The 17906-nt window shown below is 64.4% G+C and carries 19 protein-coding genes and 1 riboswitch; of the genes, 5 read left to right on the forward strand and 14 right to left on the reverse strand.

Annotated elements, in window-relative coordinates:
* Positions 1–192: 192 nt before the first annotated feature.
* From rpoS to ftsB, 9 genes are all read right to left on the reverse strand, one after another.
* Entirely contained in the window at positions 193–1170 is a 978-nt protein-coding gene (gene rpoS / locus ACYQ12_RS13880) for an RNA polymerase sigma factor RpoS (RefSeq protein ID WP_459872827.1), read from the reverse strand.
* Between the two features lie 112 nt (positions 1171–1282).
* Complete coding sequence (locus tag ACYQ12_RS13885; RefSeq protein WP_459872829.1) at positions 1283–2479, reverse strand: peptidoglycan DD-metalloendopeptidase family protein; 1197 nt, start codon at positions 2477–2479, stop codon at positions 1283–1285.
* On the reverse strand, positions 2472–3413 hold the full coding sequence (locus ACYQ12_RS13890) for a DUF368 domain-containing protein (protein WP_459872831.1): 942 nt from the start codon (positions 3411–3413) through the stop codon (positions 2472–2474). Before ACYQ12_RS13890 ends, ACYQ12_RS13885 begins: the two co-directional genes overlap by 8 nt.
* Entirely contained in the window at positions 3410–4096 is a 687-nt protein-coding gene (locus tag ACYQ12_RS13895) for a protein-L-isoaspartate(D-aspartate) O-methyltransferase (protein ID WP_459874527.1), read from the reverse strand. The genes ACYQ12_RS13890 and ACYQ12_RS13895 overlap by 4 nt, the downstream gene beginning before the upstream one ends.
* The gene (gene surE, locus ACYQ12_RS13900; RefSeq protein WP_459872833.1) at positions 4083–4829 is read right to left on the reverse strand and encodes a 5'/3'-nucleotidase SurE; all 747 of its coding nucleotides are present in this window, start codon (positions 4827–4829) and stop codon (positions 4083–4085) included. Before surE ends, ACYQ12_RS13895 begins: the two co-directional genes overlap by 14 nt.
* A 27-nt stretch (positions 4830–4856) precedes the next feature.
* A complete protein-coding gene (truD, locus tag ACYQ12_RS13905; protein ID WP_459874528.1) occupies positions 4857–5873 on the reverse strand; it encodes a tRNA pseudouridine(13) synthase TruD in 1017 nt (338 codons plus the stop codon).
* A 29-nt stretch (positions 5874–5902) separates the two neighbouring features.
* Positions 5903–6385, reverse strand: a complete 483-nt coding sequence (gene ispF / locus ACYQ12_RS13910; protein WP_459874530.1) for a 2-C-methyl-D-erythritol 2,4-cyclodiphosphate synthase — start codon at positions 6383–6385, stop codon at positions 5903–5905.
* Positions 6382–7119, reverse strand: coding sequence for a 2-C-methyl-D-erythritol 4-phosphate cytidylyltransferase (gene ispD, locus ACYQ12_RS13915; RefSeq protein ID WP_459872835.1), 738 nt, complete (start codon positions 7117–7119; stop codon positions 6382–6384). Before ispD ends, ispF begins: the two co-directional genes overlap by 4 nt.
* Positions 7116–7427 (reverse strand): cell division protein FtsB, encoded by a 312-nt coding sequence (gene ftsB / locus ACYQ12_RS13920; protein WP_459872837.1) that lies wholly within the window; start codon positions 7425–7427, stop codon positions 7116–7118. The genes ispD and ftsB overlap by 4 nt, the downstream gene beginning before the upstream one ends.
* 97 nt (positions 7428–7524) lie before the next feature.
* On the opposite strand from ftsB, the gene ACYQ12_RS13925 reads away from it, so the two are divergent.
* Entirely contained in the window at positions 7525–7836 is a 312-nt protein-coding gene (locus ACYQ12_RS13925; protein WP_459872839.1) for a YqfO family protein, read from the forward strand.
* A 22-nt stretch (positions 7837–7858) separates the two neighbouring features.
* Here ACYQ12_RS13925 and ACYQ12_RS13930 read toward each other — a convergent pair whose 3' ends face one another.
* Positions 7859–8410, reverse strand: a complete 552-nt coding sequence (locus ACYQ12_RS13930) for an NUDIX hydrolase (RefSeq protein ID WP_459872841.1) — start codon at positions 8408–8410, stop codon at positions 7859–7861.
* Positions 8411–8513: 103 nt separating this feature from the next.
* Here ACYQ12_RS13930 and ACYQ12_RS13935 point away from each other — a divergent pair, with 103 nt between their 5' ends.
* Complete coding sequence (locus tag ACYQ12_RS13935; RefSeq protein ID WP_459872843.1) at positions 8514–9152, forward strand: CoA pyrophosphatase; 639 nt, start codon at positions 8514–8516, stop codon at positions 9150–9152.
* A gap of 13 nt (positions 9153–9165) precedes the next feature.
* Positions 9166–9822, forward strand: coding sequence for a 2OG-Fe(II) oxygenase (locus ACYQ12_RS13940; protein ID WP_459872845.1), 657 nt, complete (start codon positions 9166–9168; stop codon positions 9820–9822).
* 25 nt (positions 9823–9847) lie between these two features.
* On the opposite strand, the gene ACYQ12_RS13945 is transcribed toward ACYQ12_RS13940, so the two are convergent.
* Positions 9848–11155 carry an MFS transporter gene (locus tag ACYQ12_RS13945; RefSeq protein ID WP_459872847.1) on the reverse strand — a complete coding sequence of 436 codons (1308 nt, stop codon included), beginning with the start codon at positions 11153–11155 and terminating at the stop codon, positions 9848–9850.
* Positions 11156–11399: 244 nt separating this feature from the next.
* The gene (locus ACYQ12_RS13950) at positions 11400–12059 is read right to left on the reverse strand and encodes a class I SAM-dependent methyltransferase (protein ID WP_459872849.1); all 660 of its coding nucleotides are present in this window, start codon (positions 12057–12059) and stop codon (positions 11400–11402) included.
* Between the two features lie 128 nt (positions 12060–12187).
* Between ACYQ12_RS13950 and ACYQ12_RS13955 the strand changes: the two genes are divergently transcribed.
* On the forward strand, positions 12188–13126 hold the full coding sequence (locus ACYQ12_RS13955; RefSeq protein ID WP_459872851.1) for a lysophospholipid acyltransferase family protein: 939 nt from the start codon (positions 12188–12190) through the stop codon (positions 13124–13126).
* Between the two features lie 75 nt (positions 13127–13201).
* Here ACYQ12_RS13955 and ACYQ12_RS13960 read toward each other — a convergent pair whose 3' ends face one another.
* The gene (locus tag ACYQ12_RS13960; RefSeq protein ID WP_459872853.1) at positions 13202–14410 is read right to left on the reverse strand and encodes an MFS transporter; all 1209 of its coding nucleotides are present in this window, start codon (positions 14408–14410) and stop codon (positions 13202–13204) included.
* 181 nt (positions 14411–14591) lie between these two features.
* Positions 14592–14713, forward strand: a riboswitch (TPP riboswitch).
* 78 nt (positions 14714–14791) lie between these two features.
* Between ACYQ12_RS13960 and thiC the strand changes: the two genes are divergently transcribed.
* Entirely contained in the window at positions 14792–16699 is a 1908-nt protein-coding gene (gene thiC, locus ACYQ12_RS13965; protein WP_459872855.1) for a phosphomethylpyrimidine synthase ThiC, read from the forward strand.
* Positions 16700–16769: 70 nt separating this feature from the next.
* Here the strand turns inward: thiC and ACYQ12_RS13970 are convergent, their stop codons facing one another.
* Positions 16770–17702: an EamA family transporter gene (locus ACYQ12_RS13970; protein WP_459872857.1), complete on the reverse strand. Its 933-nt coding sequence runs from the start codon at positions 17700–17702 to the stop codon at positions 16770–16772.
* Positions 17703–17906: the final 204 nt, after the last annotated feature.

Genomic DNA, 17906 nt, shown 5'->3' on the forward strand with positions numbered 1-17906 from the left:
CAATCTTAACAGATTCCCGCCCTCCTCGGGATGGCAGGCTGCCCAATCCGCATACTGCGCTCAGCACCGCCGGTAGACAATCGAGCGCTCCGGAACGGAGACATGTCTCATGACCGCCAGGCCATGAGGCACTAACGACAACGCCCCTGGCTCCAGACGGGGCCAGGGGCGTTGCTCATCGGCACGGTTGGCTTACTCGAAAATGGACTCGAGCGACAGCCCCTGCTTCTCCAGCACTCGGCGCAGCTTTTTCAGCGCTTCCACCTGAATCTGGCGAACCCGCTCGCGCGTCAGGCCGATCTCCTCCCCGACCTCCTCGAGCGTTGCCGCCTCATGGCCGCGCAGCCCGAAACGGCGAATCACGACTTCCATCTGCTTGTCGGTCAGCTCGGCCAGCCACTCGTCCACATGTTGCTTGACGTCGTCGTCCACCAGGGTGGACTCGGGCCCTTCCTCGTTCTCGTCGGCCAGCGTATCGATCAACGGCTTGTCGCTTTCGCCGCCCAGCGGATAGTCCACCGAGGAGACGCGCTCGTTGAGCCCGAGCATCTTCTTGACCGTACCCACCGGTTTGTCGAGATGGTCGGCGATTTCTTCGGCCGTGGCTTCATGATCGAGCTTCTGGGTCAGCTCCCGCGCGGCCCGCAGGTAGATGTTGAGTTCCTTGACGACATGAATCGGCAGACGGATGGTACGCGTCTGGTTCATCAACGCCCGCTCGATGGTCTGGCGAATCCACCAGGTGGCATAGGTGGAAAAGCGGAATCCGCGCTCGGGATCGAATTTCTCGACGGCCCGGATCAGGCCCAGATTCCCTTCTTCGATGAGGTCCAGCAGCGAGAGTCCCCGGTTGAGATAGCGGCGCGCGATCTTGACCACTAGACGCAGGTTGGACTCGATCATGCGTTGCCGGCCGGCCGGGTCGCCCTTCTGGGCAAGACGGCCGTAATGCACTTCCTCTTCCGGAGTCAACAGCGGCGAGAAGCCGATTTCGTTGAGGTAGATCTGCGTGGCGTCAAGACTCTGATGGTAGGTATTTTCCTCGCGGTTCAATGCCTTCTCGAAGGCGCTCTCATCCTTGTCATCCGCTGAGTCACCGACTTCGGCATCCGCCCCGTTGTCGATGGTGTCGAGCTCAACATCCTGAATATCCTGTTCAAGCATGCTCATATCCATACCCCATTGCTGTGCTGCTGCCTGGTTAACGCGACCGCCGCGCACGGCCATCGAAGCGACGGCATGACCTTTTGTTATTCTGGTGTCGTTTCCTTCCTGCAACGCATCAACGTGCCGGCAGGAACTTCAACGGGTCCTGAGGCTGACCATCCTGGCGAACCTCGAAGTGCAGCTTGACCCTGTCGGCATCGGTTTGTCCCATGGTCGCAATCGTTTCTCCGGCTTCGACGACGTCGTTCTCCGCCACCCGCAAGCTATCGTTGTGGGCATAAGCACTCAGGAAATGGTCGTTATGCTTGAGAATGATGAGATTGCCGTAACCACGGACACCGCTGCCGGCATACACCACGATACCCGGGCCTGCCGCTCTAACAGGTTGCCCCTTTTCGCCGGCGATATCAATGCCGGCGGTAATGCTGGATCCATCATTGAACTGCCCAATGATTTCGCCGTCGACAGGCCACTGCCACGGCACCTCCTTGACCGGCGTGTAGGTGCGCGAGGCACGTGACTCGGATACAGCGGACTCGTCTGCGACGGAGGCTCCCGATGCCTGTGTGGAGCCCGCTGCGCTCTGCGAATCCGCCTGCGCGCTGGATGACGACGCCCTCTCCGGGGATACCGTCTGGGATGCCTGGGTCGAGGATCGAGTCGTGTCGCCACGCGGTGCCGGTTGCTCGGAAGCCGCCTGCGTCGATGCCGCGACCTCCCGCTCGCTGGCGATCTCCACCTGCTCGGCACGCTCGCGAGCCGAGAGTTCACCGCCTGCGCCAGCACTGGCGTAGTCGTAGATGGGGCCGGGACCTTGCGCTCCGCCCGTTGCCGCCGCTGCGGCCAGGGCATTGTCGCTGGGCTGCGAATCGTCCTGGCCGGCCTGAGGCTGGCGGGTCAGGCGGCGGTTGCGCTCGATGGCGCTCTCGTCGGGAGCCAGCCAGTCGGCGCTGCTCCCTGTCGTGCCCGCTGCCTGGCTTCCTCCCAACGGGGTCATGACTACCCCCTGCTGACGATTGCCCGAGCCTGCAGTAGCCACCGAGGTGCCGTTTCCTCCCTGCAGGCGCAGCTCCTGCCCCGGCTGCAGCCGATAGGGAGGACTGATGCCGTTGAGCTGAGCCAGCTCACGAAAATCCATGTTCTGCTGCCAGGCGATCCCGTACAGGGTTTCGCCAGCCTTGACAGTGTGGGTGGCACTCGGCTGGCTGACACGGCTGGCCGACAGATCGCGCACTTCCGGCGCTCCGCCGGAAGAGGCGCATCCCTGCAGACCCATCGCCATCACGGGCACGAGCCACAAAGCCTTACGCATTGGAACAATCCTTCTTGAAAGGTGATGAACTACGCTCGCCCACGATCAATACCAGCACCAAGCCCAGCAGCATCAGCCCGATGACCGGAAACAGCTGCGCAGGCTCGCCGGTGATCGTGGCGTAGTCTCCGGGAAGCAGATAGCGGTAATCCAGAGGCACGACCTGATTGTTGGGTCCCAGGCGGTAGCTGACCAACTCCCGCCACGGCCAGAGTAAAGGGAGCGAACCGATAATGAAACCGATCAGCAATTGCAGGGTGGCGGCGCGATAATGGCGAAACAGCCAGGACAATACTCGTGAAAAGGTGAACAGTCCTATCAGGCAGCCGACACCGAACTTGATGATCAACATCAGATCGAAGCTTTTGATTCCTTCCATGACCGTACCGTAGAGCCCCATGACCAGCAGCAGGAAGCTGCCCGAGACACCGGGCAACAACATCGCACTGATGGCTATCGCACCGCCGACGATCAAGACCCAGGTATCGGCCGCGGAGGCGGCCGGCAACAGGCTGGGCAACAGCTGGGCAATTATCATTCCCAGCAACAGCGGCAGCACATACCATATCCGCCACCGGGGCATCTCCCGGCTGACGACCACGGCCGAGGCCAGCACCAGGCCGAAGAAGAACGCATTGAGCAGCAGCTCATGAGAGACCAACAGCCAGGTCACCAGGTGCGCCACACTCACCAGGCTGATGCCGATCCCCAGCACCAGCGGGATCAGAAACCCCAGATTGAGATGCACCGCCAGCCCCTTTAGGCCGCCACGGCGCCAGGCACCGAACGCCTCGGGGCCGAACTGGCGGACGGTATGGATCAGCTCCTCATAGATACCCGTCACGAACGCGATAGTGCCGCCCGATACGCCCGGCACCGCATCAGCGGCACCCATCCCGGCGCCTTTCAAGAACAGCTTAAGCGATCGCTTCACCGTATGACTCCTTCCAGTAGCGGCACGAACCGAACCTCCTCGAGCCGCACATGTTCCAATGATTCGCCTCGACGATGCACGCGGGTCAGCCACTGGCGACCGTCGTCGTCCTCCAGCGGAGCAATCAGCGTCCCGCCGTCACGCAACTGGGACAACAGTGTTTCCGGCAATTCACTGGCGCATGCCGTCAACAGGATCACATCGAAGGGCGCGGCCTCCGGCCAACCGTTGCCGCCATCGGCATGACGCAACCGCACATTGCCGGCCTGCAGCTGCGCCAGCCGTGCGCGGGCTCGCGCCTGCAGCGCGGCAATCCGTTCCAGACTCCACACCCGGGAGATCAGACGTGCCAGTACCAGGGTCTGATAACCCGAGCCGGTGCCGATCTCGAGTACCCTCTGCGGCGTGGCCGCCAGAACCAGCTCACTCATTCTCGCCACCATCCATGGCTGTGACAGGGTCTGCCCATACCCCAGCGGCAGAGCGGTATCCTCGTAGGCGCGATGCGCCAGCGCCTCGTCCACGAAGAGATGACGCGGCTCGCGTGCCAGCACCTCGAGCACCCGGCTATCGCGGATCCCCTCCGCCGCCAGACGTCTCACCATGCGGTCCCGGGTACGCTGGGAGGTCATCCCGATCCCCCTGACGTCCTGGCGACTGAACCGAGAGCTAGGACAGTGCATCCAGCCAGCCTTGCACGTCATCAAGTGCCGCATGCCGGGTCAGATCGGTCTGCAGCGGCGTGATCGAGACGTACCCCGCCTCGACGGCCGCGAAGTCGGTATCCGGGCCATCATCGGCGTTCTCGCCCGCCGCGGCAATCCAGTAGCGATCGCGCCCGCGCGGGTCCTGAATGCGAATCGGCCGGCTCGCCGGCCCACGATAGCCCATGCGTGTGACACGAAATCCCTTGAGCTGCTCCCAGGGCAGGTCCGGCACGTTGACGTTGAGCAGGCTGCGCGGCGGCAGTGACAGCGTATCGGCAGCGCCGATCAGGCTCGCCGCCACCCGCCCGGCCGTCTCGAAATGATGCGAGCCGCACAACGACATGGCGATGGCCGCCATCCCCAGGTTGCGCCCTTCCATCGCCGCGGCTACCGTGCCCGAATAGAGAACGTCGTCGCCCAGATTGCCGCCGTGGTTGATGCCCGAGATCACCAAGTCGGGTTTCTCATCCCACACCCCGTTGACACCGAGATAGACGCAATCGGCCGGCGTGCCGTCCACGCTGTAGAAGCCGTTGTCCAGCGCCGACAGCGCCAGTGGCCGTGTCAACGTCAGGGAATTGCTGGCTCCGCTCATGTCACGATCCGGCGCCACCACACGCAGGCGGGCGTGGCTGGTCAGGGCGTCATACAGGGCGCGCAGTCCCGGAGCATGAACACCGTCATCGTTGGACAACAACAGCTTGTGCATGCGCTCTCCTTACTATCGAACTCCGGCTCACAGGCTCGGATGCGTTATCAGTTCACGCAGCACCGAAGTGGCAAAGCCGCCCCTCGGCAACTGAAAAGAAAGATGCACTTCGCGGGTGCCCCGCTGCATGTCCGGCTCTCCCAGGCGCAGACGCAGCGCCCGACGCTCCATGCGCACGCCGGCACGCTCGAGCCCCTCGGCGAGCGCTGCATAGCGCCCGGCGACGTCACGCTCCATCTCGGCGACATCCGCCTCGCTTTCCAGCCGACCGGCCCCCCACAAGACACCGGTGGGATGGACATCGAGACGGAGCGCCCGTTCACGCAGCGTCGCATCGACCTCGGGTGCGACGAAGCGGCTCGCGCTGCCCTCGAGATTGAGCACCTCGCCGGGCAGCGGCGATGCCCAGGTGGTGTTGGCCACCCGGCAGGCCAGGAGTTCGTTGAACAGGAAGCTGCGTGCACTGGACAGCATCATGCCCTGCGGATCGTCGCGCTTGCGCCAGCCCTTGGCCAGGATGGCCGCTGCCCGCACGAGGTTGCGCCCCTGCGATCCGAAGCGCTGCGGACCGAAGTAGTTGGGCACGCCAGCCTCGCATAGATACTGCCAGTGCGCAGCGAATCGCGCGTCTTCGACGGCTTCGCCGGTGATACGCAGCCGGAAGCGGTTGGCGCGATGCACGCCGCGCTTGAGCTTGCGTGGATGACGCAACTGCTCGAGCACCCGCACCGGCGTATCCCCCAGCCGGGCGAGCAGATCTTCCGGCGCTTCGCGTCCCGGCAGATGAATCGACAGCCACTGGCGCGTCACCGCGCTGCGATCCTTGAGGCCCGAGTATCCCACGTCGCGGGAGGACACACCGCAGGCGCGCGCCAGGCGCTTGGCCAGTTCCATCGTGGTCAGGTCGCGCTTTTCCACCCACAGCCACAGATGCTCGCCCTGTCCTTCGGGCGTGAAATCCAGCACTTCCTCGACGACGAAGTCCTCGGGAGCGGCGCGATAATTCCCCGTCCCCAGCGGTCCGCCACCGGCCCGGGGCCACATCGGCGGCCAGCTCTCGGTGTTTGGCGCGCTCACCGTGATGAGTCCTGCTGCAGCACCACCACCGCCTCGGCGGCGATGCCCTCTCTGCGTCCGGTGAACCCCAGCGTCTCGGTGGTCGTGGCTTTGATATTGACCTGGCTTTCGTCGGCTTCGAGGTCCGCCGCGATACGTTCGCGCATCAGCGCGATATGCGGTGCCATCTTCGGCGCCTGGGCGATCAGCGTGGCATCGAGATTGCCCAGGCGGTATCCAGCCGCTTTCACCAGTTCATGGACATGGCGCAGCAGGTGGCGGCTATCGGCACCGGCCCAGGCGGCATCGGTATCCGGAAAGTGACGGCCGATGTCGCCCAGCCCGCAGGCCCCCAACAGGGCATCGCAGATGGCATGCAGCAACACATCGCCGTCGGAATGGGCGATGAAACCCTGCTCGAAGGCGATCCTGACGCCGCCGATCATGAGATGGTCGCCCTCACCGAAACGGTGAACGTCGAAGCCGTGGCCAATTCTCAGGGACATAAGTCGGACTCTTCGGTGGAACGGGAAAGATCGCCAGGCGTGCGCTGCGCGGCAAGGATACGCGCCGCCAGGGCCAGGTCTTCCGGATGGGTGATCTTGAGGTTGTCGCGACGCCCGGGCACCAGGCGCGGTGCCATGCCCAGCGCCTCGACGGCGGAAGCTTCATCGGTTATTTCGAGCCCCTGCCGGCGCGCCGCCTTCAGCGCATCGCGCAGCAGGCCGAAGCGGAACCCCTGAGGTGTCAGGGCATGCCACAGTCCGGCACGCGGTTCGGTGCACGCCACGCGCCCGTCAGCATCGGCACGTTTCATGGTGTCGGCCGCCGGCGCCGCCAGCAGCCCACCGACCGGGTCGGCCAGCAGCACGTCATGCAGGCGCAGCAGATCCTCGACATGGACGCAGGGGCGGGCCACGTCGTGAACCAGCACCAGATCTTCATCTGCCGCGACCGCCCCCAACGCTGCCAGTGCGTTGGCCACGGAATCGACGCGCTCGTCACCTCCGGCAACCCGCTGCCATTCGGCGAAGGGCACCCAGGCCGGATCGAAGTGACCGTCGTCAGGATCCAGACACAGATAGAGCGTGGCATGCGGAAAGGCGGCATAAAGCCGCGCCAGCGTATGCGCCAGTATCGGCTGCGCCTCGATGGGCAGGTACTGCTTGGGAAGCGAGGCGCCCATGCGCCGTCCCTGCCCCGCCGCCGGCACGATCAGCCAGAGGCCGCTCATGGCGCATCCCTCCCGGCCTTTCCGGCCGGGCCCTCGACCCCCGGCACCCAGAAGAACTGTTCGTCGCCACGCACCATGCCGATATCGCTGCGCGCGCGCTCCTCGATGGCGTCCAGTCCGTTCTTGAGGTCGACCACTTCCGCAGCCAGACGCTCGTTGCGTGCCCGCTGCTGGGCATTCTTTTCTTCCAGCGTGTCGGCCCGGGCCTGGATATGGCTGAGCTCGCCCAGCCCGCCTTCGCCGAACCACAGCCGGTACTGCAAGAGGCCGATGAGCACGATCAAGGCAACGAAAACCCACTTCAGCATCGAAGCATCCTGTCCGAGGGGTGGTTAATGACGGGCATTATGCCATCATCACTGCGCTTGCGCAGGCAACCCACGACCGCAACAAGAGGAGAAAAGCATGTTCAAACTGGCCTTTTTCGTTCCCCTCGCCGATGCCGAAACCGTCAAGGAAGCCGTCTTCGCCACCGGTGCAGGACGCATCGGCGCTTATGAGGCATGCTGCTTTCAGGTTCGCGGGCTCGGCCAGTTCCGCCCCCTGGCAGGCGCCGACCCGCACATCGGCCAGGTCGGAACTCTGGAACGCGTCCAGGAACTCAAGGTGGAACTGGTCTGCGACGAGGCACTGATTCACGAGGCCGTTGCCGCTCTCAAGCGGGCTCACCCCTACGAGGAACCCGCCTACGAGGTGTGGCGACTCGAGGATTTCTGAAGGCTTCCCTGGCGCCGGCCGGTCAGCCGAAGTAGCGGCGACGCTCCTCGAGGCCGATGTCGCTGACATGCAACGGGAACGTGGCGCTCGGCCGGTCGGCGAAGTAGTGGCGCAGGGTGCGCTCGATGGTGGGAAAGGCCAGCTCGTCCCAGGGGATCTCGCGCTCTTCGAAGAGCGCCACTTCGAGGCTCTCCGGGCCGGCCCCGAACTCGCCGTGCAGATCGGCGAGAAAGATCATGTAGACCTGATTGATATGCGGCAGGTTGATCAGCGTGTAGAGGCCCTGAACGTCGACCTTGGCCAATGCCTCTTCCCATGTCTCCCGGGCGGCTGCCTCGACGGTGGTTTCGGCGTTCTCCATGAATCCCGCCGGCAGCGTCCAGTAGCCGTGACGCGGCGCGATGGCCCGCCGGCACAGCAATACCCGGTCGCCGGCGACGGGCAGGGTTCCGGCGACTATGCGCGGATTCTGGTAGTGGATGGTGCCGCAGGCATCGCAGAGATAACGCGGACGATCGTCCCCCTCGGGGATGGCAAAGCGCACGCCGTGTCCACAGTGGCTACAGAAATTCATGGAAGTCCTCGCATGGCCTTGCGACGCTCGGTTGTCGGACAGGCTCCCGCTTGACGCCCTTCGCGGGGCTGTTTACAACGACAGGAAACCGACTGGAAATTGCATGTTAGAGAAACTCCACGAACGCCTGCAAGCCTATACCCCTCGCCGGCTCTCTTCGGCGCTGCCCCAGGCTGCGGTGTTGCTGGCGATCGTCGATCGCCCCGAACCTTCGCTGATCTTTACCCAGCGCGCCACCCATCTCAAGCAGCACAGCGGTCAGGTGGCCTTTCCCGGCGGCAAGGCGGAGCCCTCGGATGCCAGTCTCTACGACACTGCGCTGCGCGAGGCGCACGAGGAGATTGCTCTGCCGCCGGATCAGGTGACGCGCCTGGGCCAGCTCAGCGACGTCATCTCGTTGCACGGCATTCGCGTTACCCCCTTCGTCGCGCGCGTTCCGCCGGACTTGCCGCTCAGGCCCGATCACAACGAGCTCGATGCCATCTTCGAGGTGCCGCTGAAAGTGTTCTTCGAGGACCAGCGCAGCCACACCGACGTCATCGTCGTCGATGACCGCCCCCATTACGTGCCCAGCTACGCGGTGGAGGACTATGTCATCTGGGGCCTGTCGGCCATGATGCTGGTCGAACTGCTGGCGGTGGGATTCAGGCAGACCATCAGTCTGGACTACGCTCCCGAAGGCAGCCCGCTGCGCCACTTGCCGGTGCGCCGCAGCCGACCCGCTGACAACGACCGCCGATGATCGCGGAGTGACCATGTCCGACCTCTCTCCCCTGTTCGATACCGCTGCCCTGCCGTCCCTGGTGGATGGTCTGGTGGAGCATGGCTGGTATCTGGGCGAAGCGTTCATCGAAGCCGCCCTGTGTCGCGAGTTGCATGAAGAACTGCGACGGCTCGAATCCCATACCGCTCTGGAAGCCGCCGGCATCGGCCGTGGCGGGGACCACACCCTGCGCCGCGACATCCGTGGCGACGCCATCCGCTGGCTGGATCGCGAAAGCCAGGCTCAGCGTGACTATCTGGCGGTCATGGCCCGCCTGCAGCAGGAGATCAATCAGGCGCTGTACCTGGGCCTGTTCGAGTTCGAGGCGCACTTCGCCCATTACCCGCCGGGCGCCTTCTACAAGAAGCACCTCGACAGTTTCCGTGGCCGCTCCAACCGGGTGATATCCACGGTGCTCTATCTCAATCCCGACTGGCCGAAAGACGGCGGCGGCGAAATGGCGCTGTTCGATCCCGAGACGCCGGACGTCGAACGTGCCCGCGTACGCCCCGAGGCCGGCAACTTCGCCTGCTTCCTGTCCGAGCGCATTCCCCACGAGGTGCTGCCGACACGCCTGCCACGCGCCAGCATCGCCGGCTGGTTCCGGCGCAATGCCTCGCTCAACGGACACATCGATCCGGCACGATGAACCGCCCCGGCCGATACCCGACGCCTCAGGCGTTGCGCGCCTCCTCGTGCGCCGGCTCAGGGTCCATCTGCGGAAGTTCCTCGATCTGCTCGTGCTCGATGGCCCCCTGCACGAGCTCGTCGGTGACGTTAAGTTCGGCGCCCACCACCGACTGCGGTGGATTGGGAGTGAACGGTGCCATGGGGACCGGCGCGGGACGTACGCTGCGCCGCCAGCCGAAGAACACCACCAGCGCCGCTCCCAGACCCGCCAGCGCCAGAAACAATCCCTGATCGCCGGTCCAGCTCATCAGCGGGGTGATCAGCGGCGGGCTCAGCGTGGATCCGATGGCGTTGATCAATAACAGCCCCTGACTCATACGCACGAGCGCCCCGGCAGGCGCACGGTCGGCGGCGTGGCTGACGGCCACCGGATACAGCGCGAAGGAGCCGCCGCCAAGCAGAAACAACAGCACCGCCAGCCATACCGGCTGAGCAGGCAACAGCACGATTGCCAGGGACAGCGCGGACGTCGCTGCACCGATCAGGATCAGCACCAGTTGGCGATCGTGGCGATCCGACCAGCGCCCGATGGGATACTGCAGCAGCATGCCGCCCAGGACGACCACGGCCATCATCTGGCCAACACGCCCCACGTCCAACCCGCTGCGCTGCAGGTACAGCGGTAGCAGGCTGTAGACGGCAGCGATCACCAGTCCCGAACCGAAACAGCCCATCACGCCGGTGGGCGTGAGCGTGATCAGACGCAGCGGCGGCAGAGGCTCGGCATGCTCGATCAGCGGCGAAACGCGCGGTATCACCGCCAGCGGCAGCACCGACAGCGCTGCCAGCATGCCGATCAGCATGAACGGCAGCGTCGCTTCGGCGCCGTCGGTCGCCCCCAGCAATAGCTGGCCCAGCACTCCGGCGGCATATAGCGAGATCATGTACAACGCCAACAGCCGTCCCCGCACCTTGGTGTCCGCGGCGGTCAGCAGCCAGCTTTCGATGACCAGATACACCCCTACCGTGGCCCAGCCGCCGATCAGGCGCAGCACAAACCATAACGGCGCACTGAGCCACATGCCCTGCAGCAACACGGTGACCGCCACCAGTGTGGCGAAGCAGGCGTAGGCCCGGATATGGCCGATGCGCAGCAGCAAGCGGTCGTTGAACAGCGCGCCCAGCGCCAGCCCGATATAGTACGCCGCCGAGACCCAGCCGATGATCATCACCGGCTCGCCGGCCGCATCGAGACGCAGCGGGATCAGCGAAGCCAGGAAACCATTGCCGATTCCCAGAATAAACAGCCCCAGCAGCGGAGCCAGTGCCATGGCGAGCAGTTGCCGTGACATTGCGCAAAGCCTCAACAAGTCATGAAGATGGAAAACCCGCTGGCCATTGTCACACAAGCCGACGAGGCGAATACGCCGAAGAGGCGGGTTTTGCGTGGGTAAATAAGCCTTCCAGAACGGATTTCAACCCGGCACGAGCCGTCCGCCAGGCGCATACACCGATACCCGCGACACGCCCCGCCTTCTCGCCCGGCGAGCCTTAGCGATTGAAGCCTTTGCACATGCAGGCGAGGAGCGCGATCGCTCACACTCGCTGCATCAGTACCACGTCCGCCGCGGGGAACTCGACTGTCAGGTCATGACGATGCGCCAGAAAACGAAACGTCGATTCACTGAAAAAGCACACATGGGTCGGATCGAGAATGTAGTGCCAGTCGGCAAACGCCTCCCGACTCGAGACTCGCTTGGTCATCAGCCCCAGCCATCCCCCGGGATGCAGGCGGTCGATCAATTTCGCCAGCGTCTCGCCGGGGACGAACAGATGCTCCACGACCTCGGTGGCGGTGATGAAGTCGTACGTCGCATCCAGCACGTGCGGGGCGGGCGCATAGAACGGATCGTAGAGCGACATGGCATGACCCGCCTCCTCGAACATTACCGACAGTGTCGGCCCCGGTCCGCAGCCAAAATCGAGTCCCGCAGAACGAGGCGCCAGGCGCGCATCGAGAGGTTCGAACAGGCGCCCCAGAAAACGCCGATAGCCGGCATCCTCCGGAGAGTTCTCGTGTCGATCGTAGACGGCCTTCTCTTCCGTCGGCCCGATCCGCTGATGGGGCGGCACGAAGACCAGATCGCAAACGCCACACTGCCAGTAATCGCGCTGACGGCCTTGCGGGCGCCGGTCGCGATGATAATGCGCGACCCCGGCCGAGGCACATAACGGGCAAGCCAGTCGTTCGGACATTACGGGCTCCAGAAATACGAAATGGAAAGGGTAACGAATGCAGCCTCTGCATGGCACGTGCTGCCTGGCTGAATCCATGGCGACCTGTCGTTATACTGTCGCCGCCGTTCGTCAATTGCTGCGGAGCCATGACCCAGACTGCTATTTCTTCATCCTTCCAGGCTCGCGCCATCGCCATGCTGTGGCGCGCGCTGTCACGCTTACGTCCCTCGGCGCTATGGCGACTGGCCCGTATCATCGGTCCGCTGGTCAACCGTTTCAGCCGCCGCGAACGCGAGATCACCCGGGTCAATCTGACCGAGGTCTACCCCGCCCAGGATGATCGCCAGCGCCGGAGGCTGGCCCGCGACAGCCTCATCCACTCCACAGCCACCATGCTGGAACTGGGTTTCGCCTGGATGGGCGCTCCCCAACGGGTGCATGAGGCCATCCGCGATGTGCAGGGCCGCGAACTGCTCGACGAGGCGCGAGCCCAGGGGCGCGGCGTCATCGTTCTCGCGCCCCATTTCGGCAACTGGGAGATACTCAACTTCTGGCTGTCGAGCCATTTCCCTTTCACCGCCATGTACGAGCCGCCCAAGATCGCCGCGCTGGACCCGGTGATCCGCCATGGTCGCGAGCGCATGGGCGCCAGCCTGGTACCGACCAATCCGCGCGGCGTGGCGGCATTGCTCAAGGCACTCAAGCGCTGCGAGGCCGTGGGTATCCTGCCCGATCAGGTTCCCGACTGGGGCAGCGGAGTCTTCGCCGACTTCTACCGTCGCCCGGCCTACACTGCGACCCTGCTGCCCAAGCTGGTGGCCCGTACCCAGGCCCGGGTGGTGACCGGCGTGGCTCAGCGCCTGCCCGATGGCACCGGCTTCGTCATCCGTTTTCTGCCCGCCGATGAGCGCGTCTACGCCGAGGACGAGACCGTATCGGCACGTGGCGTCAACGTCTGCGTCGAAGCGGCCATCGCCCTCGAGCCGGCCCAGTACCAATGGGAGTACAAGCGCTACCGCAAGATCCCCGAAGAACTCGCCGGCGACCCCGATTTCCGGCGCTTTCGCCTCTACAAGCGCGATTGATCTCCTCGTGTCATGCCGGACCGTCGCGCTCGGATACGGTCGGGGTCGGATGCCTTCGCATGACCGAGCGTGGCCTCAGTCGAGCGTGCGCTCGCTGAGGCGCGCCCCGCCCCAGACGATCAGCGCTACCGCCATGAACCCCACGCCCAGGGCCATCACACCGCGCCAGCCTGCGACGCCGTAGAGCCAGGCCGAGCTGGCCGATCCCAGCGATCCGCCCAGAAAATAGCAGGTCATGTAGGCCGTGGTAATCCGGCTGCGCGCATCGGGGCGCAGGCTGTAGATACGGCTCTGGTTGAGAATCTGATTGCCCTGCACGCCGACGTCGAACAGGGCGATGCCGATCACCAGCACCAGCAGCGAGGCAGGCCACATGCCGAGCAGGATGAAGGTCACGGCGATCAGCGCCAGAAAGCCGCCCGTGGCGATCCCCGACCGCCCCGCGTCATGTAGCCTGCCGGCCTGAGAAGCGGCCAGCGCGCCGGCCGCCCCCAGCAGCCCGAAAGCGCCGATCACCGATTCGCGGTAGCCGAAAGGCGGCTCGGCAAGCAGAAACGGCAATGCCGTCCATAGCGCGGCAAAGGCGGCGAAGCCCATCGCCCCGTAGACGCAGCGCCGACGCAGTACCGGCTCCTCCAGTAGCAGTCGCAGACTGGTCACGACCAGCGCACCATAGGACTGCCGGGACTGGGGCGCGGTATCCGGCAATAGCCGACCCAGCGAAATGGCAACGGCCAGCATCGAGACGCAGGCCACCCAGAACACCGCCCGCCAGCCGACGAAGTCGGCCAGCGCGCCGGACACGGTACGTGCCAGCAGGATGCCCAGCAGCAGCCCGGTCATGACCTGGCCCACCACCCGGCCGCGCACCTCGTCCGCCGCGAGATGCGCAGCCAGCGGCACCAGAATCTGCGCCACCACCGACGCTCCCCCCATCGCCAGCGAAGCGACGATGAACACCGTGAAATTCGGTGCCATTGCCGCAGTGGCGGCTGCCAGTGCGGCCCCCAGGCTGACGGCAGGTACCAGACGCCGGCGGTCGAGCAGATCGCCCAGGGGCACGATCAGCAGAATGCCGAGCGCATAGCCTAGCTGGGTCAGGGTGACAATCAGCCCGGCCCGCCCATGTGCGATGCCGAAAGCCTCAGACAGCACATCGAGCAGAGGCTGTGCATAGTAGATGTTGGCGACCGACACGCCGGTCGCAATCGCCATCAGCCACACCATCGGCGTGCTGGGCAACAGGGCTTGGGAAGCGGGGCTCTGCCGGGAAGGCGATGGCATGCGTCGGGTTTCCTTTTTTGACCATGCAGCCTCGGCGGGTCAGTGCGCGCCGGGCCGAAGAGAGCCGACAAAGCTAGCATGCCAGGCGTTGGTTTGCCTGCTCATGTTTGCGCCCTTGCGCTCGTTCGTGGCAGTAAAAATGGCACTGCCATCTCATTCACATATTGCTAGACTGACTCCCGCAAGCTTGACGGGGTGCCGGTGGAACCGGCTGAGATGATGCATGCGACACGCGTTGCCAGCATCGATCCCGTTGAACCTGATCTGGCTAGGACCAGCGTAGGGATCAAGCGACACGCAGACACTACAGGCAAGAACCGCCCTGCCCCTGTCCCCCCCTTTCGCTTGTCCTCCCTGACGCTACCCCATGGGAGAACAACGATGGCAAAGACCGATCATTTCCTCGCCGAAACGGCCCGTGTCGACGAAGCGGCCATCCAGGCCCTGCCCGGCTCGCGCAAGATCCATGTCGAGGGCACACGAGCCGACATTCGCGTGCCGTTTCGCGAGATATCCCTCTCGCCGACCAGGACCTCGGGCGCCGACGAGGCCAACCCGCCGCTGCTGGTGTATGACACCTCCGGCCCCTACACCGACCCCGACGCGCGCATCGATCTGCGCCAGGGCCTGCCCGAGCTGCGTCGTGCCTGGATCGACGAGCGCGACGACACCGAGCTCCTCGACGGCCCGACCTCGGAATATGGCCGGCGCCGCGCCAACGACCCAATGCTCGCCCCGCTGCGCTTCGAGCTGAACCGCACGCCGCGACGTGCCAGGCCCGGAAAGAACGTCACGCAACTTCATTACGCCCGCCAGGGCATCGTCACGCCGGAGATGGAGTTCATCGCCATCCGCGAGAACCAACGCCGGCAGTCGCTGGGTAGCAACGAAGTCGAGCGCATCCTCGGCCACCAGCACCCCGGTCAGGGTTTCGGCGCTAGATTGCCCGAGGAGATCACCCCCGAGTTCGTGCGCCGCGAGGTCGCCGAAGGCCGTGCGATCATCCCCTGCAATATCAATCACCCCGAATCCGAGCCGATGATCATCGGCCGCAATTTCCTGGTGAAGATCAACGGCAACCTGGGCAACTCGGCGGTCACCTCCTCCATCGAGGACGAGGTCGACAAGATGACCTGGGGCATACGCTGGGGTGCCGACACCATCATGGACCTGTCCACCGGCGCCAATATCCACGAGACCCGCGAGTGGATCATCCGCAATGCGCCGGTGCCCATCGGCACCGTGCCGATCTATCAGGCACTGGAGAAGGTGGGCGGCGTGGCCGAGGACCTGACCTGGGAAATCTTCCGCGACACGCTGATCGAGCAGGCCGAACAGGGGGTGGATTATTTCACCATTCACGCCGGCGTACTGCTGCGCTACGTGCCGCTCACCGCCAGGCGTGTCACCGGTATCGTTTCGCGTGGCGGCTCGATCATGGCCAAGTGGTGCCTCTATCACCACCGGGAGAGCTTTCTCTATACCCACTTCGAAGAGATCTGCGAGATATGCAAGCAATACGACGTGGCGTTTTCGCTGGGCGACGGCCTGCGTCCAGGCTCGGTGGCCGACGCCAACGACGAGGCGCAGATGGCCGAACTCAAGACATTGGGCGAACTGACGCACATTGCCTGGAAGCACGACGTGCAAGTGATGATCGAGGGGCCCGGCCACGTGCCCATGCACCTGATCAAGGAGAACATGGACAAGCAGCTCGAGTATTGCGACGAGGCGCCTTTCTACACGCTCGGTCCGCTGGTCACCGACATCGCCCCCGGCTACGACCACATCACCTCCGGCATTGGCGCGGCGATGATCGGCTGGTACGGCTGCGCCATGCTCTGCTACGTCACTCCCAAGGAGCATCTCGGCCTGCCCAACAAGGATGACGTCAAGACCGGCATCATCACCTACAAGATCGCCGCTCACGCTGCCGACCTTGCCAAGGGCCATCCGGCCGCGCAGCGCCGCGACAATTCCCTGTCCAAGGCGCGTTTCGAGTTTCGCTGGGAAGATCAGTTCAACCTGGGGCTCGATCCCGATACGGCACGTGAATACCACGATGAGACGCTGCCCAAGGACTCGGCCAAGGTGGCGCACTTCTGCTCGATGTGCGGTCCCAAGTTCTGCTCGATGAAGATCACCCAGGAGGTGCGTGAACGCTTCGGTACTGGCTCGGGTTCCGTGAACCAAGGCCTCGAGGCGCTGGATGACGAGATACAGAACGGCATGCAGGAGCAGGCCGAGCGCTTCCGGGAGGAAGGCGGCGAACTGTACAGGGAAGTGTAAGCCCGACGCCCCGATGCATGGTCAACAGCGCGTCGGGGCGTTTCTCGTACATCCATTGTTGCCGCCCTGTTCAGGCACGCTGCGACAGGCTAAGCAATATGATGCCTCCCAGGACGATCGCACCGCCGGCCAACTGCATCGGACCAAGCATCTGCCCCAGCACCACATAGCCCAGTAATAGCGAAGCGACCGGCTCGATATTCATCACCGGCGCGTTGCGTGCCATGTTGAGACGAGGCAGCGACACGAACAGTATCGAGAAGGCGATGCCATAGAGCGACGCCAACGCAGCCAGACCGCTCCAGCCGCTGGTACTTTCCGGCAGTGTCAGCCCCCCCGGCACGATGCCCGTGAGCCCGATGATCACCATACAACCGAAGACCATGCTCATGGTCAAAAAGGTGCGCAACGAATTGTTCACCCCGGCCAGGCGGTGGTCGGTGATCCACAGCGCGCAGGAGAAGACCGTCGCCGCTCCGAGCCCGAAGGCGATGCCGGAAAGCCACTGGTTGCCCATGGCGTCCGGCGCTGCCAGCCAGGCCGGCACATCGAGTACCACGACCAGCCCCAGCAGAATGATCGTCATGATCAGGGTGGCGCGTGCGGTAGGCCGCGGCCCGCCCAGCGCCCAGGTCAACAGCGCCAGCAGAATCGGAAAGGTATTCATCAACAGCAGGGCCACCGCCACCGGTATGCGCGCCACCGCCGAGTAGAGAAACAGGCTCTGCAAGGTAATCAACAGCCCCACGCCGAGTTGCCAGATCCCACTCCCGGGGGGCAGGCGCAGAGGCTGGCGCTGGGCGGTCAGCAACACCGCCAGCACCCCCATGGCCAGTGCCGAACGCGCCATGATCGCCAGCAGCAAGCCGGTACCGTCATCAAAGGCCAGTCGTGCGGCGACATGGTTCGCCGCGAACATGCAGGCCACCCCCAGCAGCAGGGCCATGGCGAGATGGCGGGGAAAGGCGGTGGCGCTTGCGGCAGGAATGGGAGGTGTCTTCATAGAAGGTTCAGAAAAGGAATACTCGCCAGTGCAGTAGCATCCACTATATCAGTTGTGGCCCATTCACCCACGCCAGGCGAAAGAATCCAGGCCCAGGCTCACAGCAAACAACGTTCCTGCGTCGTTCCCACGCCCTTGACGCAGATCATTGAAGCACGCTTTCCCCGGATCGCGTCCTCAGCTTCGGGCGTTGCCGGTCGACAT

The sequence above is a fragment of the Halomonas shantousis genome, assembly GCF_054654615.1.

Excerpts from the sequence above, each read along its gene's own strand:
- rpoS (WP_459872827.1), bottom strand. The coding sequence starts at position 1,170 with ATGAGCATGCTTGAACAGGATATTCAGGATGTTGAGCTCGACACCATC.
- ACYQ12_RS13885 (WP_459872829.1), bottom strand. The coding sequence starts at position 2,479 with ATGCGTAAGGCTTTGTGGCTCGTGCCCGTGATGGCGATGGGTCTGCAG.
- ACYQ12_RS13895 (WP_459874527.1), bottom strand. The coding sequence starts at position 4,096 with ATGCACTGTCCTAGCTCTCGGTTCAGTCGCCAGGACGTCAGGGGGATC.
- surE (WP_459872833.1), bottom strand. The coding sequence starts at position 4,829 with ATGCACAAGCTGTTGTTGTCCAACGATGACGGTGTTCATGCTCCGGGA.
- truD (WP_459874528.1), bottom strand. The coding sequence starts at position 5,873 with ATGTGGCCCCGGGCCGGTGGCGGACCGCTGGGGACGGGGAATTATCGC.
- ispD (WP_459872835.1), bottom strand. The coding sequence starts at position 7,119 with ATGAGCGGCCTCTGGCTGATCGTGCCGGCGGCGGGGCAGGGACGGCGC.
- ftsB (WP_459872837.1), bottom strand. The coding sequence starts at position 7,427 with ATGCTGAAGTGGGTTTTCGTTGCCTTGATCGTGCTCATCGGCCTCTTG.
- ACYQ12_RS13925 (WP_459872839.1), top strand. The coding sequence starts at position 7,525 with ATGTTCAAACTGGCCTTTTTCGTTCCCCTCGCCGATGCCGAAACCGTC.
- ACYQ12_RS13930 (WP_459872841.1), bottom strand. The coding sequence starts at position 8,410 with ATGAATTTCTGTAGCCACTGTGGACACGGCGTGCGCTTTGCCATCCCC.
- ACYQ12_RS13935 (WP_459872843.1), top strand. The coding sequence starts at position 8,514 with ATGTTAGAGAAACTCCACGAACGCCTGCAAGCCTATACCCCTCGCCGG.
- ACYQ12_RS13940 (WP_459872845.1), top strand. The coding sequence starts at position 9,166 with ATGTCCGACCTCTCTCCCCTGTTCGATACCGCTGCCCTGCCGTCCCTG.
- ACYQ12_RS13945 (WP_459872847.1), bottom strand. The coding sequence starts at position 11,155 with ATGTCACGGCAACTGCTCGCCATGGCACTGGCTCCGCTGCTGGGGCTG.
- ACYQ12_RS13950 (WP_459872849.1), bottom strand. The coding sequence starts at position 12,059 with ATGTCCGAACGACTGGCTTGCCCGTTATGTGCCTCGGCCGGGGTCGCG.
- ACYQ12_RS13955 (WP_459872851.1), top strand. The coding sequence starts at position 12,188 with ATGACCCAGACTGCTATTTCTTCATCCTTCCAGGCTCGCGCCATCGCC.
- ACYQ12_RS13960 (WP_459872853.1), bottom strand. The coding sequence starts at position 14,410 with ATGCCATCGCCTTCCCGGCAGAGCCCCGCTTCCCAAGCCCTGTTGCCC.
- thiC (WP_459872855.1), top strand. The coding sequence starts at position 14,792 with ATGGCAAAGACCGATCATTTCCTCGCCGAAACGGCCCGTGTCGACGAA.
- ACYQ12_RS13970 (WP_459872857.1), bottom strand. The coding sequence starts at position 17,702 with ATGAAGACACCTCCCATTCCTGCCGCAAGCGCCACCGCCTTTCCCCGC.